This window comes from Collinsella aerofaciens, assembly GCF_015560135.1.
Lineage (GTDB): Bacteria > Actinomycetota > Coriobacteriia > Coriobacteriales > Coriobacteriaceae > Collinsella > Collinsella aerofaciens_AN.
Genome location: NZ_JADMRH010000011.1, coordinates 12,540 through 33,613, shown reverse-complemented (window position 1 = coordinate 33,613; position 21,074 = coordinate 12,540). Strand labels below are relative to the sequence as shown.

The following is a 21,074-nucleotide window of genomic DNA, read 5'->3' as shown; positions in this document are numbered from 1 at the left end:
GATGAGAAGCGTATGGTGCTCAAAATCGTTAGAACCGTCTGGCCAGTGATGCTTACCTATGTTGCAATAGGCGCGCCGTGCGGAATGATCATGGGGCAGACGGGAATGGAACCCTGGATGGTCTTTGCCCTGAGCAGCACGTTTGTGACGGGCAGCGGCCAGTTTATGATCTGCAACCTTTGGCTGGCGGGCGTACCGGCACCTTCGATTATCGCGAGCGTTGCCGCCATCTCCTTGCGCTTTGCGCTTTACTCGGCATCGATCGCGCCGCATCTGAGGGGTGCTTCGAAGCGTCAGACGCTGGCTGTTGCCGCGACACTTACCGAGGAGGCATATGGCATCTCGCTTGCCAAGCTGATTGAGGGGGAGGATTGGGGCCCGCGCGAGTCCTTTGTGCTCAATGCGATCCTCATCGCAACATGGGGCGTTTCGTGTACGACGGGCGCCATCGTCGGCGCCGTTGTCGATGTTCCCACCGCCATTGCAGCCTTTGTCTGCACCTCGCTCTTTATCTGCCTGCTCTTTTCGCAGCGGCGGTCGCGCGGCAACGTTGTCGCGGCGGTTTCGGGCGCGGTGTCCGTCGCCGTATGCAAGTTCTTGGGCCTCGCGAATATTGCCGTGCCGGCAAGCGTCGTGGCCGGCATTGCCATTGCGCTGGCGTGCGATGCTGTATTTGACGGAAGAGGTGCCCGCGATGCCCGTTAACGAGTTCTTGGTTCTGTGGCTGTCGTCGTGGGCTGCTATCGCGTTCTTTCGCATCGCGCCGGCGTTCGCCTTGCGCGGGCGGACCCTGTCGCCCCGCATTACCGAGGCCCTGGGCTATATCCCGCCCACTGCCTTTGCCGCGCTGGTCGCCAACGACTTGGTGAGCCCCGGCGCGTTCGACGCGGGACTCTGGCCTGCCTTGGTTCCCTGGATTGCGGCCGCCGGCGTCGTGGTCGTGGCGGTCAAGACAAAATCGATGCTGTGGTGCTGCGTCTCAGGCATCGTACTCTATATCGTCTTGAGCCTTATATAGGGGTGGCGTCGCGGGCGCCGAATCTCGTTCCATCCCAACTTGTCGAATTTTTCACCGAGCTGGTCTATTTCTTCTGGTACCATGGTCAAACTTTACTGTAGCAAAGCGTGACGTGGGCTTTTGTACCCCGTCAGCGGAAATGGGGGTTTCATGGCACAGGAAGCAGCCGCCAACGAGCAAAAGAAGTTCAGGGTCCCGCGCATCCCGGGCGACATCATGATCTATCCGATGATCGTCGGTCTTTTGCTCAACACCTTCTGCCCGCAGGTTTTTGAGATCGGCGGCTTCTTTACGGCTGCCTGCCGCGGTGGCTCCAATACCATCGTTGCCGCGATCCTGCTGTTTGTGGGCGCCGGCATCAGCTTTAAGTCCACGCCGGGCGCCATCAAGACCGGCATCGTCGTGCTGATCCCCAAGCTGGTCGTCGCAGCGGCTCTCGGCCTAGGCGTGGCATATTTCTTTAACGACAACTTCCTGGGTCTGAGCTCCGTGTCTATCATCGGCGGCATCACGTTTTGCAACATGGCACTCTATACGGGCATCATGGGCGAGTTCGGCGATGAGTCCGAGCAGGGCGCCGTCGGTATCCTGTTCTTTACGGCCGGCCCTGCCGTCACGATGATCATCTTGGGTGTTTCGGGTCTCGCCAACATCCCCGTCGGCACTATCATCGGATCCATCCTGCCGCTTGTTATCGGCATGGTCCTGGGCAACTTGTTCCCGTTTATCAAGAACCTGCTGGTCCCCGGCGCCAATCCCGCGATCGCTGTAATTGGTTTTCAGCTCGGTGCGTCCATGAGCCTTTCGAGCTTCATCGCCGGTGGCATTTCGGGCATCCTGCTGGGCCTCATCACGCTCTTTATCGTCGGTCCCATTACCTTTGCCTTCGAGCGCCTGTGTGGTGGCAACGGTAAGGCGGCTGTGGCATGTTCCACCATTGCCGGCACGGCCATGACCACGCCGGTCGCCCTCGCCGAGGTCGCTCCGCGCTATGCCGAGCTTGCGCCCACCGCGTATGCGCAGATCGCCACCGCCGTCATCATCACGGCAATCATGGCCCCGATTCTGACCGGCTGGGTCGATAAGAAGTTCTGCCACGGCGAAGAAGATCTGTCGGTCGAAGGCGTCGAGGCTATTGAGGAGGCCGTCGCGACCGACATCGACGGCGAGTAACGGCCGTTACCGATAATTGATTCCGGCGTGCAATTCGCGCCGTCAGAGCGCCCGAACGAGAGCTGTCTTACAGCAACGTTCGGGCGCTCTGCTATTATTCCCTTTACCCCTGCGGAGTAAGGGGCGTTTATTGCCCAGACACGAATCGGGCGATTCTGACCACTTGGATATTGAAGGGAGGGCGTCTAGTGGTTAAGGCACTCAAGATCGAGATATTCCTGCTGTGCATGATTATTCTTATCGGGCTTGCCGTGCGAAGCCGTCGCTCCCTGTTCTCGAGCACCCAGCAGCTTTTGTTTAGCATGCTGGGCTACACGTCTGCTGCCTACATTTTCTTCGATATGATCTGGACGCTCTCGGACGGCGTGAGCACTCCTGTAGGCATCACGGCCAACTGGATTTCCAACGCGGTTTCGTTTTCGCTGTTCGCCATCGCGTGCCTCATTTGGTTTTTCTATTCCGAGACGATGCAGGGCTCACGGCTCCTGACCACGCCCTACAGGGTGGTACTTTTAACGTTGCCAACCGCATTGGTGGTCGTGCTGGCATTTACCAGCTACTGGACGCACGCTATGTTCTATATCGATGCGCAGGGCGTATATCGTCGCGGCTTTGCTTATATGATCCAGCCCATCGTGAGCTACTGCTACGTCATATATACGTCCTTGCATGCCTTTATTCAGGCTCGAAAAGTCGAAAGCCTGCAAAAGAAGGCCATTTATCGCACCCTCGCCTTTTTTGCGGTTCCCGCTCTGGTGGGCGGTACCTTCCAGGTTTTGTTTTCGGTACCGGGCCTTTGCGTCGGTATAACGCTGAGCATCCTGCTGCTCTACATCATCTGCCAGGAGCAGCTGATCTCGACCGACCCGTTGACTGGCCTTAACAATCGCAACCGTTTTGAGACCTATATGCTGTCGCTGTTCTCGGGTACTGACCAGGCCGATGGTGTGTATCTGCTTATGATGGACGCTGACGGCTTTAAGCAGATTAACGACCGGTATGGACATGTTGAGGGCGATCATGCCCTCCAGGTCATATCCGCTACGCTCAAAGAGGTCTGCTCGGCGTCTGGTGGCTTTATCGCACGTTATGGTGGCGATGAGTTCGTGGTGCTTCAAAAGGCGACGGCGGAGCAGGACATCATAGACCTGTGTTCGGCGATTAACGACGAGCTCGCTCGTGCCGAGGTACCGTATGCATTGCGGATGTCCATCGGTTACGCGCGGGTCGGCGATGGTATTGATACCTGGCAAAACCTGCTTCGCGCCGCCGACACGGAACTCTACCGTGTCAAGGCCGAGAAAAAGAAAGCCGGCGTTCAGATACGCTAGGAAAAGGGGCACACGACCGTTGCGATGGTCGTGCGCCCCTTTTGCGTTTGTGGGGGCCACCGGCCATAATGCCCGGGCGCGGTGCGGCAAGGCGGGCGTCTGCCGCTGCGACTCGGTACGAAATCAACGAGAACCAGTGTGCTCCATTAAGCTAAAGTATGCGAATGCCCTCCCTAAAAAGGTGAGCTCGCTAGGCTTTTTTGGGTTTGTTGACGATGATGATGCCGCCGCAGACCAACAGCAGGGCAACGATGACGGTAACGGGGCTCGTGCCAGCGCCCTCGCCGAGCAGCAGCGCGCTCAGCACCACACCAAAGACCGGGTTCATAAACCCAAAGACCGACACGCGGCTGACGGGGTTGACGGCAAGCAGGCGCGACCACAGCGAGTAGGCGACCGCGGAGATAAGCGCCATGTAGATGATGAGCACGATGGCGGGGACAATCGCCGTGGGGGAGAGCGCGCCGCCCATCAAAAAGCCGATGGCGGTGAGGACCAGGCCCCCGACCAAGAACTGCCACCCGGCAAGCAAGACGCCGTCGTGCTCGCGCGAGAAGATGCCGATCAGGCAGGTCGAAAGGGCACCCGCGACGGTGGAGGCCAGGATAAAGCCCTCGCCGTCGAGCTTAAAGCCAAAGATGCCGTCCGCGCCCGAAAGGTTGACGAGCGCGACACCGGCAAAGCCCAGCGCACAGCCAAGCACCTTGGCCGTATTGAGCTTCTCGGTGCGAAACGCCAGGGCGGCAAAGAGGATGGCTAGGAAGTTGGCGCTGGCCTCGATGATGGAGCTCGACATGGCGCTGGCGCGCGAGAGGCCCAGATAGAAAAAGAAGTACTGACCGATGGTCTGAAAGAGCGACAAGATAAAGATGGGCTTGATGTCGCGAGCCTGCGGAACGAGTGGACGGCGCTGAGCCGCGCTCATCCCAACGATAACCAGAGCGCCGGCAAGCGTAAAGCGTAAACCTGCAAAGAGCAGCTGCGAAGCGCTATCGTGCGCTGGGATACCAAAGAGTGCGTAGCCGATCTTGATGCAGGGAAAGGCCGATCCCCAGAGTGCACAGCAAACAAGACAACCCAGGATGAGTCCGGGCAGGGTGGCGAGATACGGCTTGCGGCTTTCCATGATGTCCTTCCTACATGCGCGAAGCAAAAAAGAACCCGCCACCGGGCGTGCCGGTGGCGGGTGTTGTTACCCGAAGGGATTGTACCCGATGGGAAAGTTTTAGGCGAAGTAGGCCACGCCGCTCTCAAAGATCGGCATGAACTTATCGCCGGGGACATGCTCGGGCACGTTGCGGTACAGGTTGTCGCCGCGACGCTCGGCATGGCCCATCTTGCCCAGAACGCGGCCGTCGGGGCTCGTGATGCCCTCGATGGCGAGTGCGGAGCCGTTGGGGTTGACGGAAAGATCCATGCTGGGCTTGCCGTCCTCGCCCACGTACTGCGTGGCGACCTGGCCGTTGGCGATCAGCTGGGCGAGCACTTCGTCGTTGGCGACAAAGCGGCCCTCGCCGTGGCTGATGGCGACGGTATAGGGGTCGTCGAGGCTGCACTGCGACAGCCACGGGGACAGGTTGGACGAGATACGGGTACGCACCAGACGGCTCTGGTGGCGACCGATGGTGTTGAACGTCAACGTGGGCGCATCGGGCGTGGCGTCGACGATGTCGCCGTAGGGCACCAGACCGAGCTTGATCAGGGCCTGGAAGCCGTTGCAGATGCCCAGCATCAGGCCATCGCGGGCCTTGAGCAGGTCGCGGACTGCCTCAGTGACCTCGGGAGCGCGGAAGAACGCCGTGATGAACTTGGCGGAGCCGTCGGGCTCGTCGCCGCCCGAGAAGCCGCCGGGGATCATGACGATCTGGCTTGCGCGGATGCGGCGGGCAAGCTCGTGGGTGCTCTCGGCGACGGCCTCGGGCGTGAGGTTGTTGATCACGAAGGTGTCGGCCTCGGCACCGGCGGCACGGAAGGCGCGGGCGCTGTCGTACTCGCAGTTGTTGCCGGGGAACACGGGGATGATCACGCGCGGACGGGCGATCTTGGCGCCGCTGTACACGTGGATGTCCTTGGCACGGAAGTCGATGGTCTCGACCTCGGGGGTCTCGTCGGCGCTGCGGTAGGCAAAGACGCCCTCGATGCCGCTCTCCCAGGCCTCCTGGAGCTCGGCGAGCTCGATGACCTCGGAGCCGGTGTCGATGACATAGCCCTCGACGGTGGTGCCCAGGGGCTCGACGACAACGCCGTCGGCGACCTCGGGCAGCTCGGCATCCTCGGCGAGCTCGACGATAAAGCTGCCGTAGAGCGGGGTGAAGAGGCTCTCTACGTCTACATCCTCGGCAAGCTCGATACCGATCTGGTTACCGACGCACATCTTAAAGAGGCTCTCGGCGCCGCAGCCGTAGCCGGGCGTGGAGACGGCCAGGGCGTTGCCGGTAGCAGTGAGCGCCTCGACGGCGTCAAACGCCGCGAGCAGCTGCTGAGCGTCGGGGCGGTAGTCCTCGCCATAGGTGGCGGGGGCGATGCGGACGACGCGGTGCGTGAGGCCCTTGAACTCGGGCGAGACGGCGCGGGCGGCCTTGCCCACGGCGACAGCGAAGCTGATCAGGGTCGGCGGAACGTTGAGCTCGCCGGTCTCGTCCTCAAACGAGCCGCTCATGGAATCCTTGCCACCGATGGCGCCGGCACCCAGGTCGACTTGGGCCATGAGGGCGCCCAAGACGGCTGCCGTGGGCTTGCCCCAGCGCTCGGCCTCGGTGCGCAGACGCTCGAAGTACTCCTGGAAGGAGAGATAGGCGCGCTTGTGCTCAAAGCCGGCGGCAACGAGCTTGGCAATGGACTCGACCACGGACAGGTAGGCGCCCGCAAACTGGTCGGCCTCCATCAGATAGGGGTTGAAGCCCCATGCCATGGCGCTCGCCGTGGTGGTCTCGCCGTCCACGGGGAACTTGGCGACCATGGCCGAGCTTGGGGTGAGCTGCGTCTTGCCGCCAAAGGGCATGAGCACGGTCGCGGCGCCGATGGTGGAGTCGAAGCGCTCGGAAAGGCCCTTGTTGGAAGCGACGTTGAGGTCGGTGACGAGCGAGGTCATGCGCTCGGCGAGCGTGGTGCCGGCCCAGCTGGGCTGCCACACGCTGCGGGCACAGACGTGGGCGACCTGGTGCTTGGGCGCACCGTTGGAGTTGAGGAACTCGCGGGACAGATCGACGATGGCGACGCCGTTCCAGGCCATGCGCATGCGCGGCTCGGCGGTAACCTCGGCGATAACGGTCGCCTCGAGGTTCTCCTCAGCGGCGTAGCCCATGAACTCCTCGACGTCACCGTCGGCGACGGCACAGGCCATACGCTCCTGGGACTCAGAGATAGCGAGCTCGGTGCCGTCCAGGCCGTCGTACTTCTTGGTCACGGTATCAAGGTCGACATACAGGCCGTCGGCAAGCTCGCCCACGGCGACCGAGACGCCGCCGGCGCCAAAGTCGTTGCAGCGCTTGATCAGACGGCAGGCATCGCCGCGGCGGAACAGGCGCTGCAGCTTGCGCTCGACCGGGGCGTTGCCCTTCTGGACCTCGGCGCCCGATGTCTCGATGGACTCGGTGTTCTGGGTCTTGGAGGAGCCGGTGGCGCCACCGATGCCATCACGGCCGGTGCGGCCGCCCAGCAGGATGATCTTGTCGGTGGGGGCGGGGCACTCGCGACGAACGTGGTTTGCCGGGGTAGCGCCCACGACGGCGCCAACCTCCATGCGCTTGGCCACGTAACCGGGGTGATAGAGTTCGTTGACCTGACCGGTGGCAAGGCCGATCTGGTTGCCGTAGCTGGAGTAGCCGGCGGCAGCAGTGGTCACGAGCTTGCGCTGCGGCAGCTTGCCCTCGAGCGTCTCGGAGACCGGGACGGTGGGGTCGCCGGCGCCGGTGACGCGCATAGCCTGGTACACGTAGCTGCGGCCCGAGAGCGGGTCGCGGATGGCGCCGCCCACGCAGGTGGCGGCACCGCCGAAGGGCTCGATCTCGGTCGGGTGGTTGTGGGTCTCGTTCTTAAACAGGAACAGCCAGTCCTGGTCCTCGCCGTCGACATCGACCTTCACCTTGACGGTGCAGGCGTTGATCTCCTCGGACTCGTCGACATCGGTCATGACGCCGGTCTTCTTAAGGTACTTGGCGCCGATGGTGCCCATGTCCATGAGGCAGACGGGCTTGGCGTCGCGACCGAGCTCGTGGCGCATCTCCATGTAGCGATCGAAGGCCTGCTGCACCACGGCGTCGTCGATCGTCACGTCGTCCAGGACGGTGCCGAAGGTGGTGTGGCGGCAGTGATCGGACCAGTAGGTGTCGATCACGCGGATCTCGGTGATGGTGGGGTCGCGGTCCTCATCGCGGAAGTACTGCTGGCAGAAGGCGATGTCCGCCTCGTCCATGGCAAGACCGCGCTCGGAAATAAAGGCGGCAAGGCCGGCCTCATCGAGCTCACGGAAGCCGTCGAGCACCTCGACGGGCTGGGGCTCGGGGGTCTCCATGTACAGCGTCTCGGGCAGGTCGAGCGTGGCGATGCGCGCCTCGACGGGGTTCACCACGTAGTGCTTGATGGCATCGATGGCGGCCTCGTCCAGAGCGCCCGAGATCATATAGACCTTGGCGGAGCGCACGGCGGGGCGCTCGCCCTGGCTGATGAGCTGCACGCACTCGCTGGCGGAGTCGGCGCGCTGGTCAAACTGGCCAGGCAGGAATTCGACGGCAAAGACGGCGCCATCGCTTGCGGGGAGCTCGTCGTAGGTCACATCGACCTGGGGCTCGCTAAAGACGGTCGGCACGCAGGAGCGGAAAAGCTCCTCGTCGATGCCCTCGACGTCGTAGCGGTTGATGATCCTCAGGGCCTCGATGCCCTTGATGCCGAGAATTTCGGTCAGCTCGCCCTTGAGCTGCTGAGCCTCGACGTCGAACCCGGGTTTCTTCTCCACGTAGATACGAGAGACCATTGGTTCCTGCCTTCCTGATCGGTTGGGCGTACGGTACGGTATGCGGCAGCGGTCGGTTTACGGGGCAAGCCTCGCGGTCGCCTTGAGCCACATGTTTGTAAACCTCACTATGATACGACAGCTCGCGGCGCGTTGAGGACGGCGAGGGTGCTACAGTGGGGCTCAAACAAGAGAAAGGCATCACATGGCATTCGTTTCGCTCGCCATCATCGCACTCGTGGCCTTTGCAAGCCCCTTCATCGCCTCGGCGATTCCCGGAAAGCCCATTCCCGAGACGGTCTTTTTGCTCGTGCTCGGCGCGGTGCTGGGACCCCATATGCTCGACATTATCCATGTAGATGCCGAGGTCTCGCTTGTGTCCGAGCTCGGTCTGGCCTTTTTGTTCCTGCTTGCCGGCTTTGAGATCGACCCCAAGAGCATCACGGGCGTCGAGGGGCGCTACGGCTTGGCGACGTGGGTCGTCACGTTTGGTATCGCCTGGCTTGCCGTGCGCTTTACCCCGTGGTTCTCGGTCAACCATTTCGACGGTATCGCCGTGACGCTTGCCCTCACTTCTACGGCGCTCGGAACGCTCGTGCCCATCATGCGTGAGCGTTCACTTGCCGGAACGCGCGTGGGCGACTCGATTCTCGCGTATGGCACTTGGGGCGAGCTCGGTCCCGTGCTCGCCATGTCGGTGCTGCTGTCTGCCCGCACTGGCATCCAAACGCTCGTAATCCTTGGCTTGTTTGCGGTGGTTTGCGTGTTGCTGGCCGTGGTCCCGAGCCGCTCCAAGCGCGTCGGCAGCCGCTTCTTTGCGTTTGTCGAGGAACGCGCCGATACCACGTCGCAGACCTTCGTGCGCCTGACGGTGCTCATCCTGGTCACACTCGTGGCTTTCTCGGCCGTCTTTGATCTCGACATTGTGTTGGGCTCTTTTGCCGCCGGCTTTGTCTTGCGCTACATCATCCCCGAGGGCAACCATACGCTCGAGACCAAGCTCGACGGCCTGGCCTACGGCTTTTTGATTCCGGTGTTCTTTACCGTATCGGGCGCAAAGATCGACCTGACGGCCGTGGCGTCGCGCCCGGGTCTGCTCGTGGGCTTTATCGTGGCGTTGCTGATTATTCGTGCCGTGCCCATTCTTATTTCTATGAGCATTTGCCCTGCGACGCGCGATGTGTCGGCGTATGGTCGCATTACCGTGGCCCTGTACTGCACCACGGCGCTGCCGATCATCGTTGCCGTGACGAGCGTTGCCGTCAACGCGGGCGCGCTGTCGCAAGACATCGCATCGGTTATGGTTGCCGCCGGCGCCATCACGGTGTTCTTGATGCCATTGCTCGCGCAGCTCTTCTACCGCGTGGTGGATGCCGCACCGGTCGCCGCCGTGGCAGAAGTTGCCGAGCATCCATCCGATGCGCTCGACATCCTGCGCGCCCACCACGACTTAGCGAGCTTGCTCGCGCGCGAGCATGAGCTGCTGACTTCGCATGGCCATGGTCGCGTATTCGAGGGCCTGCCTACGCTCGATACGATTGCCGAGCGTCTTTCCGCCGAGGCGGCGAGCGGCCACATCGATGCCCGCATCGTGGACGCGGCGCACCTGCTTGCCGATAAGACCTATGGTGATGAGGTCGACCCGTCCGAGCTGACTCCGCGTGAGCGCCGCCGCCTGGAGCGCGCCAAGCTCGCCGTGCGCGAATACCGCCGCCGCATGTTGGAGCTCTATGCAAGAGAAGAAGCCGAGGACGACGACGGCAAGTAGTCGATACTCTCTCGGGGAAGCCGCGTCCCGCTTTGAAGGCTCGGAACGGGATGTGGTTTCCGAAACGGGGGCCGTTGGGAAACTGTGTCCCGGAATGGGCGCTCAGAGTGGGATGCAGTTTCCGCAAGGAGGTCCTGGGGGAAACCGTGCCCCGTTCTGATCCGAAATACTGGGACATAGTTTCCCTTTCATAACAGGAGAAGGCGCGCTGTCTGCAGTTGATTCAGACGGCGCGCCTTTTTGGTTGAGCTATGTTGAAGCTTGAAGCCAAAGCTTGTGGCTCCTTAGGAGCGGGCGGCTCCGTCGACGGGGAGTACGGCGCCCGTGACGTAGGAGGACATGTCGCTCGCCAGGTAGACGAAGGCGTTGGCGACGTCCTCGGGCTCGCCCATGCGGCCGAGCGGAATGGTGGCGATGATGGGCTTGATGACCTCTTCGGGCAGGTTGGCGACCATATCGGTCTTGGTCACGCCGGGCGCGACAGCGTTGACGCGAATGCCCATGGGGGCGAGCTCACGCGAGAGCGACTGGACCATGCCGTTGACGGCGAACTTGGACGTGGGATAGCCAACGCCGGAGGGCTGACCGTACTTGGCGACCATCGAGCTCGTGGTGGTGATGGTGCCGCCGTGACCGGCCTCGGTCATGATCTTGGCAGCGGCCTGGTGGCCGTTAAAGACGGCGACGACGTTGAGGTCCATGACCTTGGCGAACTCTTCGGCTGTGTACTCCAGAAGTGGCGAGCGCTGGGAGATGCCGGCGTTGTTGACGACCGTGTCCAGGCCGCCTATGTCGGCTGCTGCCTGGGTAAAGGCCTCGGTTACGGCCTCGAGCGAGGTGAGATCGCAGGAACGGCCCCAGACCTTGGCCTCGGGATAGGCTGCGGTCAGCTTCTCGACGGCGGCATCGGCGGTCTCCTGGCGAGAGCCAAAGACCGTGACGGCGGCGCCTTCCTCAATAAAACGGCAGGCGATGGCGTAGCCGATACCGCGCGTGCCTCCGGTGATGATTGCTTTCTTACCCTCGAGCAACATGGTGCCTCCATTCTTCGGGGGTGTGGACATACGCAGCACAGCATAGTGGCGACCCAAAACGAGCACGTCCGCTTATCGGTGAACGGTACCCCCGGTTGTCAATGAGCGGTCAAGTTGTTCAAACGTAAGCCACGCCAATGCGCCCCCAGCTCGCAAACAAAAAGGGCTCCCGTCCAAGACCGGACGGGAGCCCCTCAACATATATGTCGTATACCGAAGACCGAACTAGTTGGCCATAACGCCTTCGGTCCAGGCCTCGACGTCCTCAATGCGCAGGACGTTGGCGACCTCGGCCACGCAGTCGACGCCTGCAAGCTCGGCGGCGGCAGCTTGGACGTCCTTCTCGAGCGCGCGGTGCGTTAGGAAGATGACCGAGCAGGTGTCGGTGACGCCCGACTTGCCATCCTCGACCTGATTGATGAGCGAGATCGAGATGTTGTGCTTGGCAAAGATATCGACCGTCTCGGACAGGGCGCCCACGCGGTCGGCGACCTTCAGGCGCACATAGTACTTGGTCTGGAGCTCGTCCATGGGCTTAAAGGCGAGGTTGTGGCCGTAGGGCTCGATCTCGGGCAGCGGTGCAACGCCGCGGCTGATCTGCTCGGACAGCGACAGGATATCGCCCACGACGGCGCTCGCGGTGGGGAAGGAGCCTGCGCCGGCACCGTAGAACATGGTCTCGCCCACAGCGTCGCCCACCACGTAAACGGCGTTCATGGCGCCGTTGACCTTAGCGAGCATGTGGTCGGCAGGGATCAGCGTGGGGTGCACGCGGACGTCGACGCCGGCATCGGTGTTGCGGGCGATGCCCAGCAGCTTAATGGTGTAGCCAAGCTCGCGGGCCTGGGCGATGTCCTCGGCGCCGATGGTGCGGATGCCTTGCTGGTAGACGTCGTCGGTGGTCACGCGGGTGCCAAAGCCGATGGAGGCGAGGATGGCCGTCTTGCTGGCGGCATCGAAGCCGTCGACGTCGGCAGACGGGTCGGCCTCGGCATAGCCCTTGGCCTGCGCGTCGGCGAGCACGTCGGCGTAGTCGGCGCCCTCGGCGTCCATGCGCGACAGGATGTAGTTGGTGGTGCCGTTGAGGATGCCGGCGATGGTCAGGATCTTATTGCCCACCAGGTCGTGCTCGAGCGTGCTCACGATGGGGATGCCGCCGCCGCAGCTGGCCTCGCACTTAATCTGCACGCCGCATGCGCGTGCCTTCTCGGCGAGCGTCTCGACGTGGCGGCCCAGCAGCGCTTTGTTGGCAGAGACGACGTGCTTGCCGTTCTCGAAGGCAGTGGTGAAGATCTCGGTCGCGGGGTGCTCGCCGCCGATCAGCTCGACGACGATATCGACGGCGGGGTCGGTGACGACGTCGTGCCAGTCGCTCGTAAAGGCCTCGCGCTCAACGCCGGCGGCCTCGGCCTGCTCCCAGGCAAGCGCGCAGGCGCGGGTCAGCTTAAGATCGATGCCGTAGGCGGCCAGATACTCATCGTGGTGGCTCTTGATCAGGCGTGCCACGCCGCCGCCGACGGTGCCTAGACCGATGAGACCGACGTTCACGGTGCGCAGGGGTTCGCTCATAGATAGCTCCTTCGTGCATCTGTATGGATGATTGACCAGTTAAGGTTGAGTGCATTCTAGCGTGAACCGAGGGCGCGTGCTTGCCAGGCAACGGGAGCCGCACAAAACGCTACCCCCGAAACGCTGCGGAAACATTGGAAACACGCTCGCTACAAACGAAGTTCCGTAACAAACTGTCAACGTTTGCACCATAAGGTTTGCCCTGTACCGCAACACGGCCGCATGGCGGCCAGCGAAAGGGGGACCTTATGTTCAACATCAACAATGCGCTCAGCCGTAGAACCTTTTTGGCCGGCGCCGCGGCGCTCGGCAGCACCGCCGCACTTGCCGGCTGCTCGTCGGCTGGCTCGGATAGCGGGTCTGCCGACGAGGGCGGCGCGTTCAAGATCGGCGTCATCGGCCCTCTGACCGGCGCCGCGGCAACCTATGGCGTCTCGGCCGAGAAGGGCGCCAAGCTCGCTGCCAAGGATTTCTCGACCAAGGACCTCAAGCTCTCGCTTAAGTCCGAGGACGACGTCGCCGACGGCGAGAAGGCCATCAACGCCTTCAATACCCTGTGCGACTGGGGCATGCAGGCACTCGTCGGCCCCGTCACCACCGGTGCCGCCGTCGCCGTCTCGGGCGAGATTGCCGACGACATGCTCATGGTCACGCCTTCTGCCTCGTCGCTCGACGTCACCAAGGACAAGACCACGGTCTCCCAGGTCTGCTTCACCGATCCCACCATGGGCACGAGCGCCGCGAAGTTCTTGGCCGAGGAGTACGCGGACGCCAAGATCGCCCTGTTCTACAACTCCGGCGATACGTACAGCTCGGGCGTCGCCGATGCATTCGCCGAGCAGGCCAAGGAGTCCAAGCTCGATATCGTCGATACCGAGACCTTTAAGGACGATTCTTCCACGAGCTTTACCAACCAGCTGACCAAGGCCAAGGAGGCCGGCGCCACGCTCATCTTTGCGCCGATCTACTACACGCCGGCGTCCGTCCTGCTCAAGAACGCCAAAGACATGGGCTATGACATGACGCTCATGGGCACCGACGGCATGGACGGTCTGCTCTCCGTCGAGGGCTTCGACACCTCGCTTGCCGAGGGCGTGCTGCTCATGACGCCGTTCTCCGCCGATGACGAGAAGAACGCCGACTTCGTCAAGTCATACAAGGAGGAGTACGACGAGACCCCCAACCAGTTTGCCGCCGACGCCTACGACTGTGTCCACGCGATCGCCGAGGCTATCGACAAGGCTGGCATCGACACGACGGCCGACGGTGCCGACATTGCCGCCGACCTTGCCAAGGCCATGCGCAAGATCAAGATCGATGGCCTGACCGGCGAGCTCACCTGGAACGATGAGGGCCAGGTCGAGAAGCCCGCTACGGCCTATGTGATTCAGGACGGCAAGTACATCGCCGCCTAAGAGCGTATAAAACGGAACTGGTGAGGCTCTTTTATTCCGGGCGAGGACGCTTGTAACAGAATGGAAACATTACTTTTACACAATAAAGTGGCAGACCTGCATAAAGCGGTAAAAATACGCAGAAATATGGATAAATATCTGAGTCCAAAGAAAAGTTGAAATAATCGCCACTTTTCTTAACTAAAGCGTCTACTATTTTGCGAACGCCGAACACGGCGAAGGATGGCCTGTCGGGTAACCGAAACCCGACGAGATTTGAGAGGAGAGCCGCATGTCGAGCCTCACCGGTAAGTCATTGAACCCTGTTATGAATCGCAGGAGCGTTATCGCGAGCGCAGCAGGCCTGGGGGCGATGTCCATTCTAGCTGGCTGCTCCTCCAACGGCGGCGATAGCGGTTCCGCTTCGAGCGACGCTTCGTTTAAGATCGGTACCATCGGCCCGCTGACCGGTGCAAATGCCTCCTATGGCAAGTCCGTTACTCAGGCCGTCGAGCTTGGCTGCAAGGATTTCTCCACCAAGGAACTTCCGCTTGCCAGCAAGGCCGAGGACGATCAGGCCGACGGCGAGAAGGCCGTCAACGCCTTTAATAATCTTCTGGACTGGGGTATGCAGGCCCTCGTCGGCCCGACCACCACGGGTGCATCGGTTGCCGTTGCCGCCGAGTGCGGCAAGGACCCCGAGACGTTCATGATCACCCCGTCCGCGTCTTCCGAGGACGTCACCAAGGGCAAGGATTGCGTCTTCCAGGTTTGCTTTACCGACCCCAACCAGGGCGTCAACGCTGCCAAGTTCCTGGCTCAGAAGTATGCGGACGAGAAATTCGTGCTCTTCTATAACTCCGGCGACGCCTATTCTTCGGGCATCGCGGATGCCTTTAAGGCCCAGGCCGCTGAGTCCAAGCTCGAGATCGTTGACGAGGAAACCTTTAAGGACGACTCTTCCACGAGCTTCACCAACCAGCTCACCAAGGCCAAGCAGGCCGGCGCCACCATGATCTTCGCGCCGATCTACTACACGCCGGCGTCTGTCCTGCTCAAGAACGCCAAGGACATGGGCTACGACGTCAAGATGATGGGCTGCGACGGCATGGACGGCATCCTGGGTGTGGAGGGCTTCGACACCTCCCTTGCCGAGGGCCTGCTGCTCATGACCCCGTTCTCTGCCGACGACGAGAAGAACGCCGACTTCGTCAACGCCTATAAGGACGCTTATGGTGATACCCCCGACCAGTTTGCCGCCGACGCCTACGACGGCGTGCACGCTGTGGTCGAGGCTCTCAAGGAGGCCGGCCTGGGCGTCGACGCCGACCCGACCGAGGTCGCCGAGAAGCTGCCCGAGGCCATGCTCAAGATCACCGTTGACGGTCTGACCGGCAAGCTTTCCTGGAACGACAAGGGCCAGGTCCAGAAGGACCCCACGGCGTACGTCATCACCGACGGCAAGTACGTACAGGCCTAATAGGCCGCCTTACATAGAGCGGTTTTGATCCCAAGCAGGGGAGGTTTTGGCCTTCCCTGCTTGCTTGGTATCTAGGGACAGTGTAACGTCCCTGTTTCATACATTAACTGGAAACCTATTCGAAAGGGGGATGTGGAACATGACGGTCTTTATCCAATACCTGGTCAACGGCCTGTCCATGGGCAGCGTCTACGCCATCATCGCGTTGGGCTACACCATGGTCTACGGTATCGCCAAGATGCTCAACTTCGCTCACGGCGATGTCATCATGGTCGGTGCCTATGTCTCGTTCTGCGCCACGTCGTATCTCGGCCTCCCGGGCTGGGCATCTGTAGTTCTCTCTTGTGTGGTCTGCACGGTTCTCGGTGTTCTCATTGAGGGTCTGGCCTATAAGCCGCTGCGCCAAGCAGGCCCGCTGGCCGTTCTGATCACGGCCATCGGCGTGTCTTACTTCCTGCAGAACGCCGCGCAGCTTCTGTGGGGCGCCACGCCCAAGAACTTCACTTCGCTCGTCACCTTCCCGGTGCCGGAGTTCTTGGCCAAGTTTAACGTAAGCGCCGTCTCGCTCGTCACCATCGTCGCCTGCCTGGTTATCATGGCCGGCCTGATGTTCTTTACAGGTAAGACCAAGATGGGCAAGGCCATGCGCGCCGTGTCCGAGGACAAGGCCGCCGCTCAGCTCATGGGCATCAACGTCAACCGCACCATCTCGATGACGTTCGCCATCGGCTCCGCCCTCGCTGCCATCGCCGGCGTGCTCCTGTGCTCCTACTCGCCGGTCCTGCAGCCCACCACGGGCGCCATGCCTGGTATCAAGGCCTTCGACGCTGCCGTTTTCGGCGGCATCGGCTCCATCCCCGGTGCCTTTGTCGGCGGCATTCTCATCGGCATCATCGAGGCGATGGCGCAGGCTTACATTTCCACGAGCCTTGCCAACTCAATCGTCTTTGGTGTTTTGATCATCGTCCTGCTCGTCAAGCCTGCCGGCCTCTTGGGCAAGTACGTCCCCGAGAAGGTGTAGGTGAGCGTTATGAAGTTTCTTAAAGACAAGCAGACGCGTCACGACTTTGTCACGTACGCCATGTGCGTTGTGGCGTTCGCCATCGTGTTCTTTATGCAGTCCAACCACATGATCCCGCGCATGATCGCCGGTCAGCTGGTTCCCATCACGGCCTATATCGTCATGGCCATCTCCCTTAACCTCGTCGTCGGCATCGCGGGCGACTTGTCGCTGGGCCACGCGGGCTTTATGAGCGTCGGTGCCTATACGGGCATCGTCACTGCCGTCGCGCTGGAGAGCACCGTTCCGTCCGATCCGATGCGTCTGATCATCAGCATTGTGGTCGGCGCTATCGCCGCTGCCATCTTGGGCTTCTTGATCGGTATTCCGGTCCTGCGCCTGAGCGGCGACTATCTGGCCATCGTGACCCTCGCTTTTGGCGAGATTATCAAAGAGGTCGTCACCTGTCTCATTGTGGGCGTCGATTCCCGCGGCCTGCATGTGATCTTTAACATCACGGGTAACTCCACGATCGACGACCTGCACCTGCTCGAGGACGGCACCGCCATCATCAAGGGCGCGCAGGGCGCATCGGGCGTGTCGACCTATTCGACCTTCCTTGCCGGCGCAATCCTGGTTATGGTCGCGCTCGTGATTGTGCTCAACCTGGTTCGCGGCCGTACCGGTCGTGCCATTATTGCCGTGCGCGACAACAAGATCGCTGCCGAGTCTGTGGGCATCTCCGTCACCCAGTACCGCATGATCGCCTTCGTGGTTTCCGCTGCCCTCGCCGGTGCTGCCGGAGCTCTGTTCGGCGGTAACTTCTCGCAGCTTTCCGCTACTAAGTTCGACTTCAATACGTCCATCCTCATTCTGGTGTTCGTGGTCCTGGGCGGCCTGGGCAACATGCGCGGCTCCGTTATCGCCGCGGCGCTGCTCACGGTGCTCCCCGAGCTGCTCCGTCAGTTCTCGGACTACCGCATGCTCATCTACGCCATCGTATTGATTCTGGTCATGGTCTTTACCAACAACCCGCAGCTCAAGGCGTTCTTCGCACGCATTAAGGACCGCTTTGCTTCCAAGAAGGAGGTGGCAGCCGATGCCCAGTAAGTTTGAGTTCAACAAGGGCAAGATGGTCCCGTATCCTTCTGGCGCCATCGTTCCCGACCGCGACTTGGGCCAGCGCCCGGCGCTCGAGTGCATCCACCTGGGCATTGAATTCGGCGGCCTTAAGGCGGTAGACGACTTTAGCCTAACCATCGGCAAGACCGAGATCGCCGGTCTCATCGGCCCCAACGGTGCCGGCAAGACCACGGTCTTCAACCTGCTCACCAAGGTGTACCAGCCTACGCACGGCACCATCCTGCTCGACGGTGAGGACACTTCGGGCAAGTCGGTCTACCAGGTCAACCGCATGGGTATTGCCCGTACGTTCCAGAACATCCGCCTGTTCAACACCATGACGGTGGAGGACAACGTTAAGGTCGGCCTGCACAACCAGGAGCGCTACTCCGGCTTTGAGGGCGTGCTGCGCCTGCCGACGTATTGGAAGCACGAGAAGGCCGCCCACGAGCGCGCCATGGAGCTGCTGTCCATTTTTGACATGGAGCACCTGGCAAATGAACAGGCCGGCTCGCTTCCTTACGGCGCTCAGCGTCGTCTGGAAATCGTCCGCGCGCTTGCCACCAACCCCAAGCTGCTGCTGCTCGACGAGCCTGCCGCCGGCATGAACCCGTCCGAGACCGCAGAGCTCATGGCGAACATCGTCAAGATCCGCGACACCTTCGGCATCGCCATCATGCTTATCGAGCACGACATGTCGCTCGTCATGAACATCTGCGAGGGCATCTGCGTGCTTAACTTTGGTAAGGTTATCGCCAAGGGCACGGCAGAGGAAATCCAGAACAACGACGCCGTTATCGAGGCATATCTGGGTAAGCAGGATAAGGGGGAGAACTAAATGGCAGAGCCGATGCTTTCCGTCTACAACATCAACGTCTGGTACGGCGCCATCCACGCCATCAAGGACATCTCCTTTAACGTTAACGAGGGCGAGATCGTGGCCCTGATCGGTGCCAACGGTGCCGGCAAGTCCACAACGCTCAAGACCGTCTCGGGCCTGCTGCGCTCCAAGACCGGCTCCATCAAGTTTATGGGCGAGGACATTACCCATACGCCTGCCGACAAGCTGGTGGGTAAGGGCTTGGCCCAGGTTCCCGAGGGTCGTCGCGCCTTTTTGCAGATGACGGTTGAGGAGAACCTGGAGATGGGTGCCTATACGCAGCCCAAGTCCACGGTGGCTCCGGGCCTGGAGCGCGTCTACGAGCAGTTCCCGCGCCTAAAGGAACGTCGTCGCCAGGTCGCCGGCACCCTTTCAGGCGGCGAGCAGCAGATGCTCGTTATGGGGCGCGCCCTTATGAGTAACCCCAAACTGCTTATGCTCGACGAACCTTCCATGGGTCTGGCGCCGATTCTGATCGAACAGATCTTCCAGATTGTCGAGGACCTGCACAAGGCCGGCACCACGGTGCTTCTGGTTGAGCAAAACGCGCAGATGGCGCTTTCCATCGCCACGCGCGGCTACGTGCTCGAGACCGGCAAGATCACCATGACCGGCACCGGCCAAGAGCTCCTGCACGACGATAACGTCCGCAAAGCCTACCTCGGAGGCTAACCCACCTAACAAAAGGGGCGCTGACTATCTCAGTCAGCGCCCCTTTTTAGTTGCGGTGAAATAGGGACTGAATACGGGCTCCAGAGGCCAAAAGAGTCCCTATTCCACCGCAACTTCATGGGGATGTGTGACAATGCCCGTCGGAAAACATCTGCTGTCTTTGGGGGTCTATCTATGCTGTACGAGTTTTGTGCCGAGAACTTTGAGTGGGTGCCGGCAGCTATCGATGCCGGTGCAAAGCGCATCGAGCTGTGCGACAACCTTGCCGTTGGTGGCACCACGCCTTCTGCCGGCGTTATCAGCGCTACAGTCAGCTATGCTCACGAGCATGACGCGCGAGTGATGTGCATGATTCGCCCGCGTGGTGGCGACTTTCATTACAGCCAGAACGAGCTACGCATGATGGAGATGGATCTGGGCCTTGCCGTGAGTGCTGGCGTTGACGGCCTGGTCTTTGGATGCTGCAAGCCTTGTGCCGGCGGCTGGGCGCTCGACGAGCTCACCCTCGGCGCCCTCGTCATGGCCGCGGGCTGCGCGACCGAGGAGTGCAAACGCGAGTCCGTCGACATCACCTTCCACATGGCATTTGACCAGCTCTCGCCCGAGGCTCAGCTTGACGCGATTGACACGCTTGCCGACTGCGGCGTTACGCGCATCTTGACGCACGGCGGAGCGGCCGGCACGCCGATTGAGGGTAATTTCGATCATCTGGCCCGCTTAATCGAGTATGCGGGCGATCGCCTGACCATCCTTCCCGGTGGTGGCATTACCACGGCCAACCGCGATGAGGTCGCGGCGGCGCTGGGCGTGTCCGAGCTCCATGGCACCAGAATCGTGCCGCTGGAGGCGTAGCCCGTGGCGCTCGTATTTGATGTCCAGCAGGCGAGCGGCAAGCCCGACGACAACCGCCGCCCGGGCACCGCGTGCCCCTTCTGCAATACGGAGGGACTTGCCAACATCATCCAGCGCGATGGTGATTGCATCTGGCTCGAGAATAAGTTCAAGACCTTGCGGGCCACTCGTCAGACCGTGTTGATCGAGTCGGCCGATCACGATGCCGACCTGGTGACCTATGCGGCGGACAAGCTGCATCATGTAATGCGGTTTGCCCTGGGCTGTTGGCAGCAGATGATCGAATCCCAGCAGTACCGCAGCGTGCTCATGTACAAGAACAAGGGCCCGCTTTCGGGCGGAAGCCTGGTACACCCGCACATGCAGATTGTGGGCCTGGAGCAAGAGGACGGCTACGCGGCGCTGACCTCGGCCAACTTTGCAGGCATCGATGTTTGGCGGCGGGGGAGGGTCGCGGTCAATATCTCGACCGAGCCGATCATGGGATTCTTTGAGGTCAACGTCTCAGCTCCACAGGGAATCGCCGCTAGCGACGACGCCCGCGATCAAACCGAGGCCGATCTATTCGCCGATGCGATTCAGGTTGCCCTGTGCTATATCCTGCACGAGCACCACGGCGGTCGTGCGGAGTCGTACAACTTGTTCTTCTACCACATGGGCGGCCGAACCATTGCCAAGGCACTTCCGCGTTGGGTGGTATCGCCCTACTTTGTGGGCTATCGTCTGGCCCAGGTCAATGCCGAGACCACGCTCGATATCGATGCGGAGCGCCTGCGCGCACATCTGGAAGCGCTCGCGTCGTAAGGCGAGCGTTCGCGCACTGCGGACGG

At 61.5% G+C, this 21,074-nt stretch carries 17 protein-coding genes; 13 read left to right on the top strand and 4 right to left on the bottom strand.

Annotated features, from left to right (window positions below):
- Nucleotides 1-12 precede the first annotated feature (12 nt).
- From I2H19_RS06080 to I2H19_RS10070, 4 genes are all read left to right on the top strand, one after another.
- The gene (locus I2H19_RS06080; RefSeq protein ID WP_195621973.1) at nucleotides 13-705 is read left to right on the top strand and encodes an AzlC family ABC transporter permease; all 693 of its coding nucleotides are present in this window, start codon (nucleotides 13-15) and stop codon (nucleotides 703-705) included.
- Nucleotides 695-1,018, top strand: a complete 324-nt coding sequence (locus I2H19_RS06075; RefSeq protein ID WP_195621972.1) for an AzlD domain-containing protein — start codon at nucleotides 695-697, stop codon at nucleotides 1,016-1,018. The genes I2H19_RS06080 and I2H19_RS06075 overlap by 11 nt, the downstream gene beginning before the upstream one ends.
- A gap of 150 nt (nucleotides 1,019-1,168) precedes the next feature.
- Nucleotides 1,169-2,191 (top strand): 2-keto-3-deoxygluconate permease, encoded by a 1,023-nt coding sequence (locus I2H19_RS06070; RefSeq protein ID WP_195621971.1) that lies wholly within the window; start codon nucleotides 1,169-1,171, stop codon nucleotides 2,189-2,191.
- Between the two features lie 188 nt (nucleotides 2,192-2,379).
- Complete coding sequence (locus I2H19_RS10070; RefSeq protein ID WP_195621969.1) at nucleotides 2,380-3,522, top strand: GGDEF domain-containing protein; 1,143 nt, start codon at nucleotides 2,380-2,382, stop codon at nucleotides 3,520-3,522.
- A 190-nt stretch (nucleotides 3,523-3,712) separates the two neighbouring features.
- Here the strand turns inward: I2H19_RS10070 and I2H19_RS06060 are convergent, their stop codons facing one another.
- Together I2H19_RS06060 and I2H19_RS06055 are read right to left on the bottom strand one after the other, a co-directional pair.
- Nucleotides 3,713-4,648: a DMT family transporter gene (locus tag I2H19_RS06060; protein WP_195621958.1), complete on the bottom strand. Its 936-nt coding sequence runs from the start codon at nucleotides 4,646-4,648 to the stop codon at nucleotides 3,713-3,715.
- A 99-nt stretch (nucleotides 4,649-4,747) separates the two neighbouring features.
- Nucleotides 4,748-8,494, bottom strand: coding sequence for a phosphoribosylformylglycinamidine synthase (locus I2H19_RS06055; protein WP_195621956.1), 3,747 nt, complete (start codon nucleotides 8,492-8,494; stop codon nucleotides 4,748-4,750).
- A gap of 184 nt (nucleotides 8,495-8,678) precedes the next feature.
- Between I2H19_RS06055 and I2H19_RS06050 the strand changes: the two genes are divergently transcribed.
- Nucleotides 8,679-10,241, top strand: coding sequence for a cation:proton antiporter domain-containing protein (locus tag I2H19_RS06050; protein ID WP_195621954.1), 1,563 nt, complete (start codon nucleotides 8,679-8,681; stop codon nucleotides 10,239-10,241).
- Nucleotides 10,242-10,525: 284 nt separating this feature from the next.
- Here I2H19_RS06050 and I2H19_RS06045 read toward each other — a convergent pair whose 3' ends face one another.
- Nucleotides 10,526-11,275 (bottom strand): SDR family NAD(P)-dependent oxidoreductase, encoded by a 750-nt coding sequence (locus tag I2H19_RS06045; protein WP_195621952.1) that lies wholly within the window; start codon nucleotides 11,273-11,275, stop codon nucleotides 10,526-10,528.
- Nucleotides 11,276-11,500: 225 nt separating this feature from the next.
- Nucleotides 11,501-12,844 (bottom strand): homoserine dehydrogenase, encoded by a 1,344-nt coding sequence (locus tag I2H19_RS06040; RefSeq protein WP_195621950.1) that lies wholly within the window; start codon nucleotides 12,842-12,844, stop codon nucleotides 11,501-11,503.
- 248 nt (nucleotides 12,845-13,092) lie between these two features.
- Here I2H19_RS06040 and I2H19_RS06035 point away from each other — a divergent pair, with 248 nt between their 5' ends.
- From I2H19_RS06035 to I2H19_RS06000, 8 genes are all read left to right on the top strand, one after another.
- Complete coding sequence (locus tag I2H19_RS06035) at nucleotides 13,093-14,259, top strand: substrate-binding domain-containing protein (RefSeq protein ID WP_195621948.1); 1,167 nt, start codon at nucleotides 13,093-13,095, stop codon at nucleotides 14,257-14,259.
- A gap of 271 nt (nucleotides 14,260-14,530) precedes the next feature.
- Nucleotides 14,531-15,718 carry an ABC transporter substrate-binding protein gene (locus tag I2H19_RS06030; protein ID WP_195621946.1) on the top strand — a complete coding sequence of 396 codons (1,188 nt, stop codon included), beginning with the start codon at nucleotides 14,531-14,533 and terminating at the stop codon, nucleotides 15,716-15,718.
- Between the two features lie 139 nt (nucleotides 15,719-15,857).
- A complete protein-coding gene (locus I2H19_RS06025) occupies nucleotides 15,858-16,739 on the top strand; it encodes a branched-chain amino acid ABC transporter permease (RefSeq protein ID WP_040358647.1) in 882 nt (293 codons plus the stop codon).
- Nucleotides 16,740-16,748: 9 nt separating this feature from the next.
- Nucleotides 16,749-17,828 (top strand): branched-chain amino acid ABC transporter permease, encoded by a 1,080-nt coding sequence (locus tag I2H19_RS06020; RefSeq protein WP_195622016.1) that lies wholly within the window; start codon nucleotides 16,749-16,751, stop codon nucleotides 17,826-17,828.
- Nucleotides 17,818-18,678 carry an ABC transporter ATP-binding protein gene (locus I2H19_RS06015; protein WP_006234439.1) on the top strand — a complete coding sequence of 287 codons (861 nt, stop codon included), beginning with the start codon at nucleotides 17,818-17,820 and terminating at the stop codon, nucleotides 18,676-18,678. Before I2H19_RS06020 ends, I2H19_RS06015 begins: the two co-directional genes overlap by 11 nt.
- On the top strand, nucleotides 18,679-19,392 hold the full coding sequence (locus I2H19_RS06010) for an ABC transporter ATP-binding protein (RefSeq protein ID WP_006234438.1): 714 nt from the start codon (nucleotides 18,679-18,681) through the stop codon (nucleotides 19,390-19,392).
- A 174-nt stretch (nucleotides 19,393-19,566) separates the two neighbouring features.
- Nucleotides 19,567-20,244, top strand: coding sequence for a copper homeostasis protein CutC (locus I2H19_RS06005; protein ID WP_195621945.1), 678 nt, complete (start codon nucleotides 19,567-19,569; stop codon nucleotides 20,242-20,244).
- A gap of 3 nt (nucleotides 20,245-20,247) precedes the next feature.
- The gene (locus I2H19_RS06000) at nucleotides 20,248-21,048 is read left to right on the top strand and encodes a DUF4931 domain-containing protein (RefSeq protein ID WP_195621944.1); all 801 of its coding nucleotides are present in this window, start codon (nucleotides 20,248-20,250) and stop codon (nucleotides 21,046-21,048) included.
- Nucleotides 21,049-21,074 lie beyond the last annotated feature (26 nt).

Excerpts from the sequence above, each read along its gene's own strand:
- I2H19_RS06080 (WP_195621973.1), top strand. The coding sequence starts at position 13 with ATGGTGCTCAAAATCGTTAGAACCGTCTGGCCAGTGATGCTTACCTAT.
- I2H19_RS06075 (WP_195621972.1), top strand. The coding sequence starts at position 695 with ATGCCCGTTAACGAGTTCTTGGTTCTGTGGCTGTCGTCGTGGGCTGCT.
- I2H19_RS06070 (WP_195621971.1), top strand. The coding sequence starts at position 1,169 with ATGGCACAGGAAGCAGCCGCCAACGAGCAAAAGAAGTTCAGGGTCCCG.
- I2H19_RS06060 (WP_195621958.1), bottom strand. The coding sequence starts at position 4,648 with ATGGAAAGCCGCAAGCCGTATCTCGCCACCCTGCCCGGACTCATCCTG.
- I2H19_RS06055 (WP_195621956.1), bottom strand. The coding sequence starts at position 8,494 with ATGGTCTCTCGTATCTACGTGGAGAAGAAACCCGGGTTCGACGTCGAG.
- I2H19_RS06050 (WP_195621954.1), top strand. The coding sequence starts at position 8,679 with ATGGCATTCGTTTCGCTCGCCATCATCGCACTCGTGGCCTTTGCAAGC.
- I2H19_RS06045 (WP_195621952.1), bottom strand. The coding sequence starts at position 11,275 with ATGTTGCTCGAGGGTAAGAAAGCAATCATCACCGGAGGCACGCGCGGT.
- I2H19_RS06040 (WP_195621950.1), bottom strand. The coding sequence starts at position 12,844 with ATGAGCGAACCCCTGCGCACCGTGAACGTCGGTCTCATCGGTCTAGGC.
- I2H19_RS06035 (WP_195621948.1), top strand. The coding sequence starts at position 13,093 with ATGTTCAACATCAACAATGCGCTCAGCCGTAGAACCTTTTTGGCCGGC.
- I2H19_RS06030 (WP_195621946.1), top strand. The coding sequence starts at position 14,531 with ATGTCGAGCCTCACCGGTAAGTCATTGAACCCTGTTATGAATCGCAGG.
- I2H19_RS06025 (WP_040358647.1), top strand. The coding sequence starts at position 15,858 with ATGACGGTCTTTATCCAATACCTGGTCAACGGCCTGTCCATGGGCAGC.
- I2H19_RS06020 (WP_195622016.1), top strand. The coding sequence starts at position 16,749 with ATGAAGTTTCTTAAAGACAAGCAGACGCGTCACGACTTTGTCACGTAC.
- I2H19_RS06015 (WP_006234439.1), top strand. The coding sequence starts at position 17,818 with ATGCCCAGTAAGTTTGAGTTCAACAAGGGCAAGATGGTCCCGTATCCT.
- I2H19_RS06010 (WP_006234438.1), top strand. The coding sequence starts at position 18,679 with ATGGCAGAGCCGATGCTTTCCGTCTACAACATCAACGTCTGGTACGGC.
- I2H19_RS06005 (WP_195621945.1), top strand. The coding sequence starts at position 19,567 with ATGCTGTACGAGTTTTGTGCCGAGAACTTTGAGTGGGTGCCGGCAGCT.